Annotated in this window: 16 protein-coding genes and 2 tRNA genes; 13 read left to right on the forward strand and 5 right to left on the reverse strand. The window is 64.2% G+C overall.

Annotation, left to right across the window (positions count from 1 at the left end; genetic code table 11):
* The first annotated feature begins 116 nt into the window (after positions 1–116).
* The 5 genes from folP to Q4S45_RS05850 all read left to right on the forward strand — a co-directional run bounded on the left by folP (position 117) and on the right by Q4S45_RS05850 (position 3,238).
* A complete protein-coding gene (gene folP, locus Q4S45_RS05830; protein ID WP_305510027.1) occupies positions 117–953 on the forward strand; it encodes a dihydropteroate synthase in 837 nt (278 codons plus the stop codon).
* 19 nt (positions 954–972) lie between these two features.
* Positions 973–2,310, forward strand: coding sequence for a phosphoglucosamine mutase (gene glmM, locus Q4S45_RS05835; protein WP_305510028.1), 1,338 nt, complete (start codon positions 973–975; stop codon positions 2,308–2,310).
* A gap of 55 nt (positions 2,311–2,365) precedes the next feature.
* Positions 2,366–2,442 (forward strand) — tRNA-Pro (locus Q4S45_RS05840).
* 82 nt (positions 2,443–2,524) lie between these two features.
* Positions 2,525–2,601, forward strand: a tRNA-Arg gene (locus Q4S45_RS05845).
* 127 nt (positions 2,602–2,728) lie between these two features.
* Positions 2,729–3,238 (forward strand): hypothetical protein, encoded by a 510-nt coding sequence (locus Q4S45_RS05850; RefSeq protein ID WP_305510030.1) that lies wholly within the window; start codon positions 2,729–2,731, stop codon positions 3,236–3,238.
* A 258-nt stretch (positions 3,239–3,496) separates the two neighbouring features.
* Here Q4S45_RS05850 and Q4S45_RS05855 read toward each other — a convergent pair whose 3' ends face one another.
* Both Q4S45_RS05855 and Q4S45_RS05860 read right to left on the reverse strand, forming a co-directional pair.
* Complete coding sequence (locus Q4S45_RS05855) at positions 3,497–3,856, reverse strand: hypothetical protein (RefSeq protein ID WP_305510032.1); 360 nt, start codon at positions 3,854–3,856, stop codon at positions 3,497–3,499.
* A 3-nt stretch (positions 3,857–3,859) separates the two neighbouring features.
* Positions 3,860–4,207 (reverse strand): hypothetical protein, encoded by a 348-nt coding sequence (locus Q4S45_RS05860; protein ID WP_305510033.1) that lies wholly within the window; start codon positions 4,205–4,207, stop codon positions 3,860–3,862.
* A gap of 193 nt (positions 4,208–4,400) precedes the next feature.
* Between Q4S45_RS05860 and Q4S45_RS05865 the strand changes: the two genes are divergently transcribed.
* On the forward strand, positions 4,401–4,736 hold the full coding sequence (locus Q4S45_RS05865; protein WP_305510035.1) for a type II toxin-antitoxin system ParD family antitoxin: 336 nt from the start codon (positions 4,401–4,403) through the stop codon (positions 4,734–4,736).
* 90 nt (positions 4,737–4,826) lie between these two features.
* Here the strand turns inward: Q4S45_RS05865 and Q4S45_RS05870 are convergent, their stop codons facing one another.
* The gene (locus tag Q4S45_RS05870) at positions 4,827–5,630 is read right to left on the reverse strand and encodes a hypothetical protein (RefSeq protein WP_305510037.1); all 804 of its coding nucleotides are present in this window, start codon (positions 5,628–5,630) and stop codon (positions 4,827–4,829) included.
* A complete protein-coding gene (locus Q4S45_RS05875) occupies positions 5,627–6,661 on the reverse strand; it encodes a hypothetical protein (RefSeq protein WP_305510038.1) in 1,035 nt (344 codons plus the stop codon). Before Q4S45_RS05875 ends, Q4S45_RS05870 begins: the two co-directional genes overlap by 4 nt.
* Before the next feature lie 427 nt (positions 6,662–7,088).
* Here Q4S45_RS05875 and Q4S45_RS05880 point away from each other — a divergent pair, with 427 nt between their 5' ends.
* The 7 genes from Q4S45_RS05880 to Q4S45_RS05910 all read left to right on the forward strand — a co-directional run bounded on the left by Q4S45_RS05880 (position 7,089) and on the right by Q4S45_RS05910 (position 17,634).
* A complete protein-coding gene (locus Q4S45_RS05880) occupies positions 7,089–7,469 on the forward strand; it encodes a CHAP domain-containing protein (protein WP_305510040.1) in 381 nt (126 codons plus the stop codon).
* 246 nt (positions 7,470–7,715) lie between these two features.
* Complete coding sequence (locus Q4S45_RS05885) at positions 7,716–9,959, forward strand: bifunctional diguanylate cyclase/phosphodiesterase (protein ID WP_305510042.1); 2,244 nt, start codon at positions 7,716–7,718, stop codon at positions 9,957–9,959.
* Positions 9,960–10,043: 84 nt separating this feature from the next.
* Entirely contained in the window at positions 10,044–11,645 is a 1,602-nt protein-coding gene (locus Q4S45_RS05890; protein WP_305510044.1) for a hypothetical protein, read from the forward strand.
* Complete coding sequence (locus Q4S45_RS05895) at positions 11,642–11,986, forward strand: hypothetical protein (protein WP_305510046.1); 345 nt, start codon at positions 11,642–11,644, stop codon at positions 11,984–11,986. The genes Q4S45_RS05890 and Q4S45_RS05895 overlap by 4 nt, the downstream gene beginning before the upstream one ends.
* Positions 11,987–12,112: 126 nt before the next feature.
* Complete coding sequence (locus tag Q4S45_RS05900) at positions 12,113–14,035, forward strand: TonB C-terminal domain-containing protein (protein ID WP_305510048.1); 1,923 nt, start codon at positions 12,113–12,115, stop codon at positions 14,033–14,035.
* 185 nt (positions 14,036–14,220) lie between these two features.
* Positions 14,221–15,339, forward strand: a complete 1,119-nt coding sequence (locus Q4S45_RS05905) for a polysaccharide biosynthesis/export family protein (protein WP_305510050.1) — start codon at positions 14,221–14,223, stop codon at positions 15,337–15,339.
* Between the two features lie 18 nt (positions 15,340–15,357).
* The gene (locus Q4S45_RS05910; protein ID WP_305510052.1) at positions 15,358–17,634 is read left to right on the forward strand and encodes a polysaccharide biosynthesis tyrosine autokinase; all 2,277 of its coding nucleotides are present in this window, start codon (positions 15,358–15,360) and stop codon (positions 17,632–17,634) included.
* Positions 17,635–17,715: 81 nt separating this feature from the next.
* Here the strand turns inward: Q4S45_RS05910 and Q4S45_RS05915 are convergent, their stop codons facing one another.
* The gene (locus tag Q4S45_RS05915) at positions 17,716–18,903 is read right to left on the reverse strand and encodes a right-handed parallel beta-helix repeat-containing protein (RefSeq protein ID WP_305510054.1); all 1,188 of its coding nucleotides are present in this window, start codon (positions 18,901–18,903) and stop codon (positions 17,716–17,718) included.
* Positions 18,904–18,941 lie beyond the last annotated feature (38 nt).

Here is an 18,941-nt window from a genome sequence, read left to right on the forward strand (position 1 = left end):
GATGCCTTTTTTCGTTTCCGTCCGCGCCGCAAAGATGGGGTCAGGTCCGCGGGACCTGACCCCGCTGTCGTCGCCGCCGCCGGCATGTCGAGATCTATTTTCCGTCTATAAGTAAGATGCGCCATTTCCTCCAATGCGGCCGTTTCGGCTACACCCTCGACAGCGACGTGCTGGTGATGGGTATCCTCAACGTCACGCCCGACTCGTTTTCCGACGGCGGCCGCTTCCAGGCCCTCGAATTTGCCATCTCGCGCGCCGAAGAGATGGTGGCCGACGGCGCCGACATGATCGACATCGGCGGCGAATCGACCCGTCCCGGCTCGCCGGCGGTACCGCTCGAAGAAGAATTGCGCCGCGTGATGCCGGCGCTGTACGCCTTGCGCGGCCTGGGCAAGCCACTGTCGATCGACACCTGGAAGCCCGAAGTCATGCGCGAGGCCGTCATCGCCGGCGCCGACATGATCAACGACATCAACGGCTTCCGCGCGCCGGGCGCGATCGAAGCGGTGGGGGAAAGCGACTGTGGCCTGTGCGTCATGCACATGCAAAACACGCCGCAGACAATGCAACAGCAGCCGGAATACGCGGACGTGGTGGGCGAGGTGATCGCCTTCCTGCGCGAGCGCATCGACGCGCTCACGGACGCCGGCATCGCGCGCAAGCGCATTTGCGTCGATCCCGGCTTCGGCTTCGGCAAGACCGTCGAGCACAACTTCGCGCTGCTGCGCGCAACCGGACGGATCGAGCAGGAACTCGGCCTGCCGGTACTGGCGGGCCTGTCGCGCAAATCGATGATCGGCGCGGTAACGGGGCGACCGGTGGAACAGCGCTTGGCGGGCAGCCTTGCAGGGGCATTGGCTGCGGTGGCGCATGGCGCTAAAATTGTACGCGTGCATGATGTTCCGGAGACCGTGGACGCGCTGAAGGTCTGGCAAGCAGCAAACATTCACTAATCAACGAAAAAGAGAAGATATGGGCCGCAAATATTTTGGTACCGATGGTGTGCGTGGCTTGGTCGGCGTCGCGCCGATCACGCCGGATTTCGTAATGCGCCTCGGCTACGCCGCCGGCAAGGTGCTGGCCAAGAGCACTGGCTCCAGCGGCCGTCCGACGGTACTGATCGGCAAGGACACGCGCATTTCCGGCTACATGCTGGAAGCGGCGCTGGAAGCGGGCTTTTCGGCCGCGGGCGTTGACGTAATGCTGGCCGGGCCGATGCCGACGCCGGCCATCGCCTACCTGACGCGCGCCTTGCGCCTGTCGGCCGGCGTGGTGATTTCCGCGTCGCACAACCCGTTCCAGGACAACGGCATCAAGTTCTTCTCCGAGCACGGCACCAAGCTGCCTGACGCGGTGGAGCTGGACATCGAAGCGGCAATCGACGAGCCGATGGAATGCGTGGAGCCGCAAAAACTGGGCCGCGCCAAGCGCCTGTTCGACGCCCAGGGCCGCTACATCGAGTTCTGCAAGGGCACGTTCCCGAACGAGCTCGACCTGAAAGGCCTGAAGATCGTGGTCGACTGCGCGCACGGCGCGGCGTACCAGATCGCGCCGCCGGTGTTCCACGAGCTGGGCGCCGAAGTGATCGCGATCGGCGCCACGCCGGACGGCTTCAACATCAACGCCGGCTTCGGTGCGACCGCTCCGAAAGCGCTGTCGGCGGCGGTGGTCGAGCACAAGGCCGACCTCGGCATCGCGCTCGACGGCGACGCCGACCGCCTGATCATGTGCGACTCGGAAGGGCGCCTGTACAACGGCGACGAGCTGCTCTACATGATGGTGCGCGACCGCATGGCGACCGGTCCGGTGGCGGGCGCGGTGGGCACCCTGATGACCAACATGGCGCTCGAAGTCAAGTTCAAGGAACTGGGCATCGGCTTCGCGCGCGCCAAGGTCGGCGACCGCTACGTGCTTGAAGTGATGCAGGAGCGCGGCTGGCTGCTGGGCGGCGAAGGCTCGGGCCATTTGCTCGCGCTCGACAAGCACACTACTGGCGACGGCATCGTGTCCGCGCTGCAGGTGCTGTCGGCACTCAAACGCAGCGGCAAGTCGCTGGCGGCATGCTGCGGCGAATTGACCTTGTTCCCGCAAACGCTGATCAACCTGAAAGTCACGCCAGGCTTCGACTGGACCAAGAACGCCGCAATGGTTGCCGAGAAAGAAGCCGTCGAGCGCGAGCTGGGTGAAACGGGCCGGGTGCTGATTCGCGCCTCGGGCACCGAGCCGCTGATCCGCGTGATGGTCGAGGCCAAGGATGCCGACGTGGCAGCGAACATGGCGCGGCGAATTGCCGACAAGGTTGCGGCCTAGGGAAAGTTGCGTGTCACATTGACGGAGGCGGCGCAAAGAGGTATTATGTCGTCTTCGGAGTGTGGCGCAGCCCGGTAGCGCACCTGGTTTGGGACCAGGGGGTCCAAGGTTCGAATCCTTGTACTCCGACCACAGTTTTAAAGACGGGCTGTCATGAGAATGACGGCCCGTTTTCCATTGCGTGCAGGATTTTCCGCTTGCACCGCATCTCAGACTGCCCATAGCTCAGTTGGATAGAGCATCAGCCTTCTAAGCTGAGGGTCACAGGTTCGATTCCTGTTGGGCAGGCCATCAAGTCCAGATAAATCCCCGGTGTATACATCCAGCACAATAAGATGTGAATAGTATTCGCTTGACATGAAATATCAACGCTGCCAATACTGGGCTGGAATCTATTAACCAGATCCGCAGGGATGTCGTGAATCGTAAATTGGCGTCGATGAATATATTGGCTGGTTTCATATTGGTCGTCTTTTCGAGTGCGTCCGCACGGACCATGGCAGCGAATGATTTGAAGGGCTTTGTTCACGCCATTCTCGAAAATCACATTAACCAGGAATTTTTCGAACATTCGTTCGACGCAAAGCTCGAAAAGACGGTGGACACTCCGGACGAGCTGCGCTACGTCGGCCCGGGCCCGATGCTCCGCGACGGGACTCGGATTGATGAGTTGCTGGTAGTGAAATACAGTAACGGCCGCCCAGCCCCGCTCATTGTCGGTGCGCATATTTCCGGGCGCTGTATCAAAATTCAAGAGATCGAGCATTCTTTTAAGAACGTCGAAATGACGGGCATGTCGCTGCCCCAGCCGGATGCGTCTGCATGGTACAGAGCACAGACTGAAACTGGCAGGATCGAATTCTTTGTCAATCTTGATTCGCGTTGTCTTTCATCGATCAAAATATTTCAACGCGATCCTTCGCGCTAAGTTTCATGGCGTAATACGGCAGCGCACGTTGCACGTGAAAAACGTCATGACTTCCCCCACTTCACTGGTCAGGTTGAGTTGCCAGTCAGACCTCTTAGACCATTGAAACCAGCCGTAGGTGCATGATTTGGCTGGGGGCGGGGAAGCTCCTTTCATTCATTCGGACACGTTCTCAGCAATATGCGTTCAAGCGTAAGCGGCCATCGTTGAGGCCCCATTCGCATGGCCGGCACTCTGTAGCAAGCGGAGTTAAGTTATTTAACGAGCGCGAGCGGCTTTAGCGTGCTTCGACCAATCGATATAGCCTAAGCCACCTGCCATGCACTTCGTGTAAACGGTGGCTCGTGCTTCGGAAGGAAGTGGACGCATCGTGAAGACCCATCTGGCGATGTCTACTTGATTATCGTCGATAACCTTTTGCCGAATTTTAGGTCGTTTGGGATCGGCACCTTTAGGATCGGTGAGAATGCCGGTCACGTACTCTTCGGTTTGGCCCGCTTTCATTAACTCGGCACTTACTTCAGCTATTTGAGCTGCGCTTAAACACACTCGCTCAGATTGAGCGTAAGCGGAAACGCTGTACAGAAGTGTTGCGCAGACAACTAGAGTTTTTAACATTGGTTAGCCATCCAGCTTGGGGTTATATGCGAAAAATTCACGATTGAGGCACTTCGTGTACACAAGTTTCCGAGCCTCCGAAGGCGGGAGTTGAACCGTGTAGACCCAGGAGATAACCTGTTGCAGGGCTACGTACAAGTCTCCCTGCGGTGTGCCCTTTCGCCCCGGTGTCGGCACGCTCAACGCCTCTTTTTCCGATCTTCCACTCTCTCGTGCTTCCGCGACGCCCTCAGCATACTTGCCGATCACGAGGCAAACCTGTTCCCTTCCTTGGTTGCGAGCGATGGCGCTTCCACTCGTCAAACCGACAAGTGCCATCATCATAGGCAAAGCAAATTTCTTGACGTTCATGCATCCTCCTTATTGGCAATACTACCAAGTTGGTTGCACATCAGCAACCCGTTCGGCGTCATATCTCGGGTAACTGGAATAGTTGGGGGACGCTGGATTTGCATCCGCCGCGCGCCCTAAGGTCATGTCAGGATCTGTCAAAGTTGGATGTGTTTTGTATGATCAAATCCAAGGCAATCGCGACGGACACATCATGGGAATGAACATCAATTTGACTCCTCATCTTGAGGAGATGGTGCGACAGAAAGTCGATTCGGGCTGGTGCACGTCGGCGAGTGAGGTCGTGCGAGAGGCGTTGCGTCTGATGGAAGAAAAGCACCAACTGCTGGGTGCCAAGCTCAATCAACTCCGATGTGACTTGCAGGAGGGCCTGCACAGCGGCGCACCACGCCATGGGATCCAGAGGAAATCAAGCGCGCCGGACGGGCCAGACGCAAAGCCAAGGCTGCGGATGGTGCGTAAATGCCCGTCGTCACTACGCGCCCACGTCCCCAAATTGATATTGATAAAATCTGGGATTCCATCGTAAGCTGACGGTCGCAGGTTCGAACCTGCTCGCTAGGCCAGTTTAAGAAGGTAATTCAACCACATCACTGCGATACAAGTCTTGGGCGTTTGACTAGAACAAAGTCGATATAGCCACACTAACCGCACGCCGCGTATGTTCGGGCTGGGCAACCGTGCCCACAAACTGACCATTGCGCATGAGTGGCACATCGCCACTGCGCGCGACATTGATCGTATCGACACCGACGCGCAGTTCGACGCGAGGCACCGCCGACGGACGCACGCTGGCCCCAATGCGCCAACCGCGCGCCCGCTGCGTAGTCAGCGAGGCCGCATCGAGGACGCCCGAAAAGCCGACATCAAGCCGCTCTGGCCCAGCCAAGACCAGCGCGCCGTCGATACCAAAACGACCCACGGCGGAGCTGTCCCATTGCCCGCGCGCTCCAATCAGCAAACGCGCGGAGGCGCTGCGCTCCTGCAACCCCGCCGCGCCACTGGCGCCCTGAATGTCCCGTCGCCAACCGTCCCATTCGCCTGCAACGAATCCGGCAACCCGCTCGTTAATGGCGTAGCTGACTCCGGCGCGCAGCTGAATCAGCCGCGTCGCCGACGTCGATTCAGCCGGTGCGCCGGCCTGGGTCTGGCCGTGATAGTCGATGCCGTGTTGATAGGCCTCGCCCCCGGCGAAGACGCCGAAATTGTCCGCCTGCCAAGCGAGGCGTGCGGCGACGCCGGGAAGCGAGCCAGTCTCGCGGACAAGCGTGGCGCCGGATCTGTCGAATTCCGTATTCGCGACGCTCTGCGCGCCAAGACCGAGCGCGCCCTGCCATTGGGCGCAGGCGGCGAGTTCTGGTAAGGCGAGCAGAGCGGCTAGCAGGGCCGCTCGCCAAACGCGGCCCCTCAGAGCAACGATCAAAGGCTCGCTACGAAAGCGGTCCAGGCGATCGTATTGGTTTGGGTAATCACGCCGTCGCCCTTCGCGCTGTAATCCAGGCGCACCTTGTTGCCTGGCACAACCGTCGCGGTGACCGACGAGGCCGCCCCATTGATGATCATCGAACCGGAGCTCGGCACGCCGCTGTCGCCGACGACAAACGGCTGCAGCGTGCTGACGGTAACGCTGAGCTGGCCCAGCGAGCCGAAGGTGCCGGTCAGCGCGTAATTGGTGCTGACGCTGAACGTATTGCCCGAGCCGCTGACAGTAGCCGTGTAGTTGGACAGACGGAAATCGCTGACCTTCACGCCGCCTTTGCGTTCAATGCTCTGCAGGGACGTGCCGCTGATGGCCAGGCTAACGGTGCCGGCCGCAGTCTGCGACATCACGAGTTTCATGTCGCCAGCTACTGTGGCGGAGGTCGTGCCTTCCGCCACAGTGAAATCCGTGAACGTCATATCCATGGTCGCGGCGCCTGCGCCGGTGCCAAACAAATTGCCGGAAATGTTGGAGAACGTCATCGAAATGGCGCCATTCATCGTGGTGCCGGCCTCGACGCAATTGTTGGCCGTGATGCTGAATTTGTCGCCATTGGCCGGGCCGTTCGATCCCGCGGCCGTTCCGCTGACCGTGATGGTGCCGCCGCCGGCGCAGGCCTGGGTCTGCGAGCTGGACACCCCGGTCAGCAGGGCAGGGGCGCCGCCGGCGTAGGAGCGCTTGAGCAACGCGAGCGCCGGGTTGACGACGCCGGGGGCCTTGCCGTCCACGCTCACGCCGGTCAGCAGGGAACTGACGCCAGTGGACGAATCGCCGATCGAGCCGTTGGCCGCATAGGCGTTGCTCGCCACCTGCGTCGAATTGCTGGCCGAAATCGGTGACAGTGTGGAGACCGGGGCGCCCGGGGCGGGCGCCGATGCGCTGCCGCCTCCGCCGCCGCAGGATGCCAGCATCAGCAGCGAGGCGATGCAAAGGGAAAGGGAGGTGCCACGAGATTTGATCTTGCGGATATTCATTTAGCTCTCTCTGCTGATGTTGGTATGGAGGGAATAGTATACTTGTTTCTTCGTGTAATTAGTTGTTTCTTTCTAAAGATGTCGGGTTTTGCAATTTCGTGAATCTTCACTTGTGTCGAAAGCGCGCTGACGGCTCACAAAACTCAGTTAGTCCGCATGCACCAGCCTTCCCCGGACCGCCCCTCCACGACGCGCCCATCACCGCCACCGTCCACCGATACCGGCACCAATCTAGGCCGCTTCTGGCAACCTTGCAAGAAAATTCAGGTTGAGATTATTTTAATTAACGCTTTGTGAAGCGGCGATAGCAAAAGCCGCGTATTCCGATGCCGCGCCATGATCCCGATCAGACGGATCTGTAAGCAAATAAACAACAATTCTGATGTCGGCCTCAGCAAAGGAGGCGCAATTACAGAGGGGAATTGTCATGTTTAATGTAAGCATATTTGCCACGCATCTGCGCAAGTCCGCAGTCAGTGGTTTCGGCAGGGGCCTGTGCGCGCGCTACGTGCGGCAGGCGCTCGAGGACGGGGGCGCCGATACGGCCGGCCATCCGGTCAGCGCGAAGGACTGGGGGCCGACGCTGCTGCGCATCGGGTTCCAGCCGATCGACATCGCGAGCATCGACGGCTTCGTGCCGCAAAAAGGCGACGTGGCTGTGATCCAGGCCACTTCCGCCCATCCGCACGGCCACATCCAGGGCTTCGACGGGAAAAACTGGATTTCCGATTTCGTCCAGGCCGCGTTCTGGCCGGGACCGGCTTATCGAAGGGAGACGCCACCGAGCGCCGTGTACCGGCCGTCATAAAGCAAGCAGCGGGATCAGGTCCGCCGGATCTGATCTGAATATTATTTTAAAGATACACTTGTTTCCTCCGAGCCACAGAAATCAACATGGTAGGTGACACGCGATCAGTTACCAACTATCCTGTTGCATTGCACCAATCCTTCCGACACGCAAGGTGTCTATCGCGATGTGGCCGCGAGATCAAAAGGTAATTTTCTGAAAACGTTCGACAATATTGCGCATTGGCGCACGCAGATTTTCTCTTCCTTGCTGTCCATTGTGCTCGTGCTGGGGATCATCACGGCCATCCCGAGCATGTTTCTGCTGATGAACGAGGGCAGGTGGCCGGTCGTTGCGATGGACCTGGTCGCGCTCGGCTGGCTCACCACCCTGTGGGCGCGCCGCAAGCTCTCTTACACGGTGCGCGTGCTCAATTTCCTGGCCATCGTCTTCATGATTGGCGTCGGCCTGATGCTGTCCGTCGGGCCGGTCAGCCAGATCTACATGGTGGCCGGCCCGGTGCTCGCCGCGGTCCTGCTGGGCACCTGGCCGGCGCTGGGCATGCTCGCCCTGTCGGGGCTGGCCATTTTTCTGCTCACCTACGCCGGGCTGTCGACCCTGCATCTGCCGGGCGACGCGGGCCAGGGCCTGATGCCGTCGCTGATGATCGCCGTGAACTACCTGTTCATCAGCACGGTCATTACGCTGTCGTGCTCGATCCTGCTGCAGCGCCTGGCGCGTTCGCTCGACGCCTTGCGCGACAACGCCGCCACCCTTCAGCGCGGCCAGGACGAGCTGCACGCGCTCAACGCCGAACTGCGCCTCACGGCCGCTGCGGTGGCGCGCCTGAACGACATGGTGGTAATCGCCCGCGTCGTCACCGTCGCCGGCGCGGCGCAGCCGATCATCTCCGTCAACGACGCCTTCCTGCGCCGCACCGGCTATACGCGCGAAGAGGTTATAGGACAGAGCTGGCGCATGCTGCTGGGCAGAGACTCCGATCCCGCCGAGGTCGAACGCTTCGCCGGCGCCGTCGCGCGCACCGAAGCGGTATCGGGCGAAATGCTGTACTACACGAAGATGGGCATGCCCTATTGGGTCGAGCTGGAACTGGTGCCGTTCGCCGACGAAGGCGGCAAGCACACGCACTGGGTCGCCGTGGGACGCGACATCACCGAACGGAAAAAGTCGGAAAACCGGATCCACCGCCTGGCGTTTTTCGACGTGCTGACCGGGCTGCCGAACCGGCGCCTGCTGATGGACCGCATCGACAAGCTGCTGGCGAAAGCGCAAGCCGGCGACGGCTTCGGCGCGGTGATGTTCATCGACCTCGATCACTTCAAGTACATCAACGACGCACGCGGCCACGCGATCGGCGACGCGATGCTGAAGAACGCCGCCGACCGGCTGCTGCGTATCGTGCGCAAAGGCGACACCGTGGCGCGCATCGGCGGCGACGAGTTTGTCGTGCTGCTCGGCGAGCTCGGTCACGACAGCGAGAGCGCCGGCGAGGCGGCGATGTTCGTCGCCGAGAAAATCCGCCAGACGATTACCGAAGGCTTCGAGATCGATGGCCAGACCTATAACTCGTCGGCCAGCATCGGCGTGACGCTGCTGCCTAAACCCGGCCAGACGGTGCACGACCTGCTGCGCGAAGCCGACACCGCGATGTACCGCGCCAAGTCGGAAGGCCGCAACGGCGTGGCCTTCTTCGAAGCGACCATGCAGGCCGAGATGGAGCGCCGCCTGACGCTCGAACGCGACCTTGCCGCGGCGCTGGACAACGGCGAGCTGTCGATGCACATGCAGGTGCAGGTCAACTGCGACGGCGTGCCGGTCGGCGCCGAGATGCTGATGCGCTGGTGCCGCCCCGACGGCACCATGATAGCGCCCGACGTCTTCATTCCCGCGGCCGAGGAGAGCGGGCTGATTGTGAAGCTGGGCCAGTTCGCGCTGCGCGAAGCGTGCCTGGCCAGCTTGCGGCTGGCGCGCGCCGGCCATCTCCTGCCGGTGTCAGTCAACGTCAGCCCGCCGCAGTTCCGCGAACCCGACTTCGTCGAGCAGGTGCGCGAGATCATTGAGGAAACCGGGGCGCCGGCGGACCAGCTGATTTTCGAAGTCACCGAGGGCCTGCTGGTCGAGAACATGGACGAGACGATCGGCCGCATGCACGAACTGGCGGCGCTCGGCATTCGTTTGTCGATCGACGATTTCGGCACCGGCTATTCGAACCTGTCCTACCTGAAGCGCATGCCGCTGTTCGAACTGAAGATCGACCGCAGCTTCATCCGCGACACGCCGGACGATCCGAACGGCAGGGCGATCGTCCAGTCGATCCTGGCGATGGCCGCGCACCTGGGCCTGCGCGTGGTCGCGGAAGGCGTGGAGACGGCGGAGCAGGCCAGCTTCCTGGCTGCCAACGGCGCGCCCGGCATGCAGGGCTATCTGTTCGGGCGGCCGATGCCGCTGGCCGAACTGGTCGACTGCCTCACCGATCTCAAGGCAGCCTGACGCCGTGCTTGTCGCCCGCCGCCGCAGTCCGCAGCGGGTTTCTACAGTACAATCTTTCCATAAAATATATTTTTGGAAAGCCGCATGTTCGCCTTCGTTCAGCAAGCCTTCGCATTCCTGCGCTCGCTCTTTCCGGTCAACGACCAGGAGCCGGCCGATTATCCTTTCGCCGCCAGCGACATCGCCCAGCTGCATCGCATTGGTGGAGGCATGGTCGCGGCGTCGGTCGACCAGCCCACCTGGGAAGGCATGCTGCTCGACTCGTATTTCGTCCGGCTGACGAGTCAGGTGAGCATCTTCGGCAAGCAGGTCTTGTACCGCATCCTGCGCGATGGCCAGGACGACGCCGCGCGTGACGCACTGGACGAACGCCTGCGTCTCTTATCGGGCGATCCGGACCGCCTCGCGATCCTGACCGAAGCGTGCAAGTCGCTGCGCCATGCCGACACCGACATCGCCACGCTGCTGTTCGAGGAAGACCTGCCGGCGGTCCCGAAATGGGCGGGGCAGGGATGGCTGCTGGGCGTGGGCCTGACGGCATCGGTCGGCGCGGTCGTGCTGTCGCCGCTGGCCTGGCTGGGCGCCGGCTTTTTCCTGTACCAGCTGATCGCGATCCAGATGCGCTTCCACGAGCGCCTGGCCGTGTGGAACCGCGCGATGCGCTCGCTGCAAATGATGCTGCGCGGCGCCAGCCTGCTCGGCGCGATCGATCATCCCTTGTTGCGCGAGGTGGCGCGCGACAGCGCCCTGGCCGGCAAGATCAACCGCGGCCTGTCGCGGTTCGTGGTGGATCTGGTTCCCGGCATGCGGGAATACCGTGACTGGTTCATGCTGGCCAACGTCAAGCATTACTTCAAGGGCGTCGGCATTGTCGGGCTCCATCGCCAGTTTCTGCGCGACTGCTACCTGCGCGTCGCCGGTGTCGAAGCGGACCTCGCGCTGGCGCGGCACCTGCTGGCCTGCGGGCCGACCTGCCGGGCGGAGCGCAGCGATGGCGCAGTCGTCATCGAGCAGGCCGTGCATCCCTTGCTGGAGCGGCCCGCCGCGCTGACGATCGCGCTGCACGGAAGGGGCGCGTTTATCTCGGGCCAGAACGGGGTCGGCAAGAGCACCTTGCTGCGCACGATCGGCCTGAACCTGCTGGCCGCGCGGGCGTTCGGCTTCTGCTACGCCAGCCGCGCCAGCGTGCCGATGCTGCCGGTGTTCGCCAGCATGCAAAGCGAGGATTCGATGTTGGGGGGCGAGAGCCTGTACATCGCCGAACTCCAACGGGCCCGCGAACTGCTTGCCGCCGCCGCCGGCCCGGGCCGGATCATCTGCCTGATCGACGAAATCTTCCGCGGCACAAACCACCTGGAGTCGGTGTCGGCCGCCGCCGCGGTGCTCGACGAACTGGCGCGGCATGGAACGGTGATCGTCTCGTCGCACAACCTGGTGCTGGCGTCGCTACTGGAGCATCGCCTGGCGCCATTGTGCGTCGCGCCCGGCGCCGATGGCGCGCTCGCCCTGTCGCCCGGCGTGCTGGTCCAGACCAACGGCATCGCGCTGCTGGCGCAACGCGGCTTCGGCACCGACATCGAAGCGAAGGCGGCCAGGGTGGCCGGCTGGCTGGGCGCCTGGCTTGCGCACCCCGAAGGCGCGGGCGGCGTGTTGCGCGGCGGTGCGGTCGAATTGAGGCGGGCATGAGCGGCCGCCAGAAGGCGCCTGCGCCGGGGCGCTTCCCCACGATGGGCGCCTCGCTGCGCGCCCAGACGCTGGCGGTGCTGCTGGCGTCGGACGACATGACCGGCGTCGAAAGCCTGTTCGAGCACCGCAAGATCACGCTGAACACGGTGATTCGCGCGCTGGTGCGCAAGTACGGCTGGCCCATCGAGCGCAGCGACTTCCCGACCAATACCGTCGATGGCCGCGCGGCCTGGGCATCGGTCTACAGCCTGCCGCAGGAAGTGATCGACGCCGCGCTGCAGGCCGGCGGGCGCGATTGGATCGACGGCTGCAAGGCGGCGCGCACGCGCACGCGCCGCTAGGCCGCGAGCCTGGACTGATCGCACGCGGTTTGATATGCGCATGGCGTTCGCTCTCGCTTTGCGGATGAGAACACGATATCCTGATAGCCTGACAACATTCCCCCGCCGCCGTGCCGGCCCGCCCGCATGAGTTTTGCCACCGCCACCAGCCGCGCTGCGTCCACCGATCTGCTCAACCGGCGCCTGGCCGCCGGCGTGATGCTGTCGATCGTCCTGCACGCGATGCTGCTGCTGATCCGGTTCGGCATCCCCGGGCTGGGCCTGCCCACGCCATTCGCGCCGCGGCCGGTGACGGTCACGCTGGCGCCGCCGCTGCCGCCGCTGCCGTCGCCGCAGCTTGCGGAGCCGGTTGCGGAACCGCTCGCGCCGATGCTTCCGCCGCCCGCGCCATCGGGCATGCGGCTGGTAGCGCCGGCGCCGGCGCCGCGGCCCGCGCCGGTTGTCGCGCCGACGCCAAAGCCAAAGCCCGTCAAGCCGCGCCGCATCAGCCGGCCGCTGTCGCCACCGAAGCCCGTCGAGGCGTCGCCAACACCCGTGATCGCCCAGGACCAAAGCCTCAACGATTTCGTCGTGCCGCTGCAGCAGCCGCCGGAAGCGGCCCAGAAGACCATCGATCCGAAAGAGGCGCAGGATGGCGCCGACGACGGCGCCGAGCTGCGCGCCGCGCAGCGGCTGGCGGAGTCCAAACGCGAGCAGGAGCAAGCTGCCGCGGCGGACGCGAAAGCCGCGCAGGAAGCGCAGGCGAAGCTGCTGGCGGCGAAGCAGGCGGAGGACGATAGCCGCAGGCAGGCGGAGGAAGCGTCGCGCGCGGCCGCGGAAACGCAGGCGCAGCAGCGGCGCGCCGAGCAGGCCGCGCTGCAGCAGAAGGCAGAAGAGCAGGCGTTGCGGCAAAAGGCCGAGGAGGAGGCGCGTCAGAAGGCGGACGAACTCGCAGCGCGCCAACAGGCGCAGGATGCTGCGCGCCAGCAGGCGGTCGAACGCGCGGCGCAGCAGAAGACGGAGGAAGCGGCGCGGCAGAAGGCAGCGGAACTCGCGGCGCAGCAGCAGGCGCAGGACGCGGCGCGGCAGAAGGCGTTAGAACTCGCGGCGCAGCAGAAGGCGCAGGACGCGGCGCGGCAGAAGGCGTTGGAACTCGCGGCGCAACAGAAGGCGCAGGATGCGGCGCGCCAGAAGGTGGCAGAATTGGCGGCGCAGCAGCAGGTCGAGCAGGCGGCGCGGCAGAAGGCGGCCGAAATGGCCACGCAGCAGAAAGCCGAGGAAGCGGCGCGGCGCAAGGCCGAGGAACTCGCGGCGCAGCAAAGGGCCGAGCAGGCGGTGCGCCAGCAAGCGGAGCAGGCCGCGCGCCAGCAAGCGGAACAGGCAGCGCGCCAGCAAGCGGAACAGGCAGCGCGCCAGCAGGCGGAGCAGGCCGCGCGCCAGCAAGCGGAGCAGGCCGCGCGCCAGCAGGCGGAGCAGGCCGCGCGACAGCAAGCGGAGCAGGCCGCCGCCGGCCAGCGCGAACGCGAGCGGGCGGCAGCCGCGGCCAGTTCCGGCGCCGGCATCGGCGGCGCGGGGCCAGGCGGCGCCGGCACCGCAACGCCCAGGAATATGTTTGGCAGCGACGCTGCCAACCGGGTGCGCGAACTGGCGCGCGGCGTCGACCTGCTGAGCGGCGATCCGCCGCGCGCGCGCACGGGCGACGAACGGGGAGGGCGCCGCATCGTGCTCGGCCCCGGCGAGCGCGATGTGCCGCTGCGGATGTACGCGGACAGCTTCCGCCAGAAGATCGAGCGCAACGGCGGCCTGGCTTTCTCGCCGCAGTCGGCGGACCGGGTACGCATCGAGCCGGTCGTCAGCGTCGCGATCCGCAGCGATGGCAGCGTCGAGGATGTGACGATCGTGCGCTCGAGCGGCCAGGCCGAGACGGACAACCTGGTGCGGCGGATCGTGCGGCTCAACGCCCGCTACTCCGCCTTCCCGCCCAACATCGCGTCGCGCTACGACGTTATCGAAATCCGGCGCGTCTGGAGCTTCGCCGAAACGCTGCGCCTGCTCGAAGAGCTGCGCTAGCGCATCCCCGGCCGCCCGGTCTGCGGTCCGGCGCCTACCCCTTGCGTGCCGCCAGGCACGCAACGACATCCATCAATTTTCGTGTGCAGGCATTTTGATATACAGCAAGGCCCGCATGGTGTCAGGCCTTACTCTGGTCTGGAGCGCAACTAGCAGGCGCGCAACTGACATATTGGCAAAAAATCATGGAAATTTCTATAAGACTATATCGTAAAGCCGCCACTTCCCTCTGTGTGGCAACGGCGTTCGCACTGGGCGGCTGCGGGTCGCTCACTGGCAGCCAGCAAAGCCGCGCATCGACCGCATTGCCGGGAGATGCGCCTCCCACCGAGCTGATCACGCCCCAGCTGATCGCCGCCCAGCAACATGCGCGCGAGTCCGTCGTCGTCCAGGACCTGTCGCGGCTGGTGGTGCCCAATCCGCCGCCGTACCGCATCGACGCCGGCGACATCCTGTCCATCGTCGTGTGGGACCACCCCGAACTTGGCGGCACCGTCGTCACGCCCGCCTCGGGCGCCGTCGAAATGGCCAGCAACGGCGCGCCGCCGCAGGGCTTCGTGGTGGACCACGACGGCAAGGTGCAGTTTCCGTTCGCAGGCTCGATCAAGCTGGCCGGCATGACCGAGGATCAGGCGCGCGACTTCCTTGCCAACCGGCTGGCGCGCTACATCGCCCACCCCAATGTCACCCTGCGCGTGCAGGCTTACCGCAGCAAGCGGGTGTATATCGACGGCGAAGTCAAGGCGCCCGGACTGCAGAACATCAACGACATCCCGATGACGCTGCTCGAGGCGCTCAACCGCGCCGGCGGCCTGACGCCGACGGCCGACCAGAGCCGCCTCGTGCTCGAACGTGGCGAGCAGCGCTTTCGCATCGACATGCGCGAACTGGTGCAAAAGGGGATCAATCCGGGCAACGTGATGCTGGCGCCGGGCGATGTGGTGCGCGTCGCCTCGCGCGATGAGAGCAAGGTGTTCGTCACCGGCGAAGTGGTCACGCCGCGCGCGCTGACGATGCACAACGGGCGCCTGACGCTCAACGAGGCGCTGGGCGAATCGGGCGGGGTCAGCCCGCTGTCGGGCGACGCGCGCCAGGTGTATGTGGTGCGGCGCGATCCCGACAGCGTGCGCGTCTACCAGCTCGACGCCCGGCTCACCGGCGCGCTGGCGATGGCCGAGGGGTTCGAGCTGCATCCCAAGGACGTCGTGTATGTCGCCGCCTCGCCGCTGGCCAACTGGCACCGCAACCTCAGCTTGCTGATACCGGGCGCCCTCACTTCCGCGGTCGGGGTTGCCAAGCCCTGAGCATAACGAGGAGTCATTATGGACAATCTCAACCCCCAACATCCCGTCGCCAATGTACTGTATCACCCGCCCACACTGAACATGCAGTGGGACCCGCGCGCGCCCGACATCGGTTCCGAGGAAAGCGTGGTCAACCTCAAGAACTGGTTCAACACCCTGTACGACAGCCGCTGGCTGATCGGCACCATCACCTTGCTGGTGACTCTCCTGGCGGTCGTGTATGCCCTTGTCGCCAAGCCCGTGTACGAGGCGAACCTGATGATTCACGTCGAGGAGGAAAGCCCGAACGCATCGAAGAACATCCTCTCGGAGGCGTCGTCGCTGTTCGAAACCAAGAAGGCGGCGATCGCCGAAATGGAGCTGCTGCGCTCGCGCATGGTCATTTCGCGGGCCGTCGACAACCTGCAGCTGTACATCGAGGTCGATCCTGTCTATTTCCCGATCGCCGGATCGTGGATCGCCAACCAGACCCGCACCGAGCTGTCGGAACCGGGCATTTTCGGCTGGGGCGGCTATGTCTGGGGCGGTGAAGAAATCGAGGTCGGAACCTTCAACGTGCCCGAAGGGCTGCAGAACCGCGAGTTCAGCATCGTCGCGCTGAAAGGCCAGCGCTACCGCTTCGGCGGCGGCGGCGGCGCCCCCGCCTTCGAGGGCACGGTGGGCGAGCGCTACATGGTGCCCACCACCGACGGCAGCGTCGAGCTGAAGATCGATCACCTGGTGGCCAAGCCGGGCGCGCGCTTCCGGTTGCGCCGCATGTCGCGGCTGGGCACCATCGAGCGCATCCAGAACGCGATGGTGATCAGCGAGCAGGGCAAGCAGTCGGGCGTGATCGAGGTGAAGATGCAGGGCGAAAGCTCGAAGCGCATCAACCGGCTGCTTTCGGCGATCGGACGTGAATACATGCGCCAGAACCTGGCGCGCAAGACCGAGGAGGCCGAGAAGTCGCTGGCTTTCCTGAACCAGCAGCTGCCGATCCTGAAGCGCCAGCTGGAGCAGTCGGAGGAGAAGTACAACCAGTTCCGCAACGCCCACGGCACCATCGACCTGCACGAGGAAGCGCGCATGAGCCTTCAGCAGGCCGCCGCCGCACGGGCGCGCCGGCTCGACCTGATCCAGAAGAAGACCGAGCTGCTGGCGCGTTTCACCGAGGACCATCCGATCGTCCAGGGCGTCAATGGCCAGCGCAAGGAAGTCGACACCGAAATCGATGATGTGGCCAAGCGCATCCGCACCTTGCCGGTGCTCGAGCAGGAAGAAACGCGCCTCACGCGCGAGATCAAGGTCAACACCGACCTGTACACGGCCTTGTCGAACACGGCCCAGCAGCTGCGACTGATATCGGTGGGCCGGGTCAGCAACGTGCGCATGATCGACGCGCCGATGGCGCCTGAGAAGCCGGTGCGGCCGAACCGCCCGGTGATCATCGTGCTGGCGATGGTGATCGGCCTGTTCCTCGGCGTGGCGATGGCGCTCGCGCGCAAGGCAATGAAGGGCGGCATCGACGAGCCGGGCAAGATCGAGCGCCTGCTGCGCGCGCGCGTCGTCTACGCCACCATTCCGCATAGCGCCAACCAGGAAAAGCTCGTGCGCAAGATGCGTGGTGACGGGTCCGTGCTGCCGCTGCTGGCGCAGGTGATGCCCGAGGACCCCGCCATCGAAAGCCTGCGCAGCTTCCGCGCGGCGATGCAGTTTTCGATGCCTCACTTTAAGAGCAATATCGTGATGCTGGCCGGCCCGACCCGCAACCTGGGCAGGTCGTTCGTGTCGGCCAATTTCGCCGCTGTGATGGCCGCCAGCGGCAAGCGCGTGCTCCTGATCGACGCGGACCTGCGCAACGGCCACCTCCACCATTACTTCGGCGTCGGCCGCGAGCAGGGGCTGTCGCAGGCGATCAGCGGGGCGATGCCGGTGGACCAGGTGATCCATCGCGGCGTGCTGGAAAATCTCGACTTCATCCCGACCGGCGCGCTGCCGCCGAACCGTTCCGAATTTCTGCTGCACCTGAATTTCGGCGGCATGCTGGAGGCGATCAGCGCCAACTATGACCTGGTGCTGCTCGACCCGCCGCCGATCCTGGCGGTGGCCGACGCGCTGATCATCGGCGCGCACGCGGGCGCCGTATTCATCATCACGCGCGCCGGCGTAACCTCCGAAGCCGACATCAACGAGTCGATCAAGCGCCTGAACCATGCCGGCATCTCGCCGCAGGGCGTGCTGTTCAACGACATGGTGTTGCGGCTGCGCTCGCGCCACAGCGACGTGAGCACCGGCCAGCTTGCCTACTCGGCCTAGCGCAATCGGGCGCGCCGGCGCCCGCGTAGCCCCGCGGGCGCGGGGCCGCCGTGCAGCGCGCCGGCCGCCATCCCCCAGGAATCAGAAGTCTTCGTAGGCGCCGATGTCCACCGCGGCGCCGCGCGGACGGGCGGCGTTGTCCATGTCGTAGGCCGGAGCGAGGGCCAGGCGTCCCTGGTTGGCCGCCGGCGAGGTGCTCTTCAAATGGTAGTCACCCGTGCCGTCGGCCTTGAAATCGACAAACTGAGGATCGGTCAGCACGGTGGCGCTGTCGCTGCCGACTTTCAGCGAAATACCGCTGCCGTTGCCATGGACTAGGTTGTTGGCAATGACGTTGTGCTCGCCAATGCACTTCTCCTGAGCGTAACAAAACTCCCTGATCGACGCGCCCGGGTTCTGGTAGACGATATTGTTGATGACGGTGGCGTAATCGAGGACCACCCCGCCGGGCGCGTCGCCGTTGCCGATCACGATGCCGCCGCCCATAACGGCCGAACCGTTGGCGAACACCGTATTGTTGGCGATCACGACATTGCGCACCGCGTGCCACAGGTGGATGCCATAGGAAGAGGCGCGGTAGACGATGTTGTTGGCGATGACGCCGCCGAGATTGGACGAGTAGATGCCATGCACGGTATTGCACTGGCCCGGCATGCCGATGTCGTGGACGACGTTGCCGATGATGTCGCCATTCGAGCCACTATAGTTGGCATTGACGATGCCCGCGCCGCCGTCGCCCGTGCAGCCGCCGGAAAGGGAGAGGTGGTGCACGTGGTTGCCGGACATGCGGGTGTTCGACGCCCAGTTCAGGATGCCATGGCGGCCGCTGCCGCTGATGTCGAAGCCCACGATATCGACGTAGTTGCCGCGGTTGGTCCAGGTCGCTTCAGTGCCGCTGCCGATGATCGTGGCTCCCCACCTGGTGTCGGAGACGAAACGGATGCGCGCCGTCGCGGTGCCGCTGGTGCTGGTGGTGACGTTTCCGCGGTAGGTGCCGGGTGCGACGTGGACGGTGGTCGACTGCATGGCGACCCTGGCGGCCTGCTGGATTGTGCGGAACGGAAGGGCGGCGCTGCCCGGGTTGGAATCGGACCCCGTCGGAGAGACATACAGGTGGTAGTTGGGCGCTTCCGCACCGAGGGCCGGTTGCGGCATGCCTGCGCCGCGCACCGCCAGCAACCCGGCGCCGCAGATGGCCAGCAGGGCGGCGCCGCAGGAGGCGGTTGTGGGGAACCTCCTGAACTTCACCTGTGTTTCAGAAACGCTCATGACGGCCAATGCAAAGGGATCGAGGCAAACTTGCTTTC

Source organism: Massilia sp. R2A-15, assembly GCF_030704305.1.
Taxonomy (GTDB): Bacteria; Pseudomonadota; Gammaproteobacteria; order Burkholderiales; family Burkholderiaceae_D; genus JAFCUW01.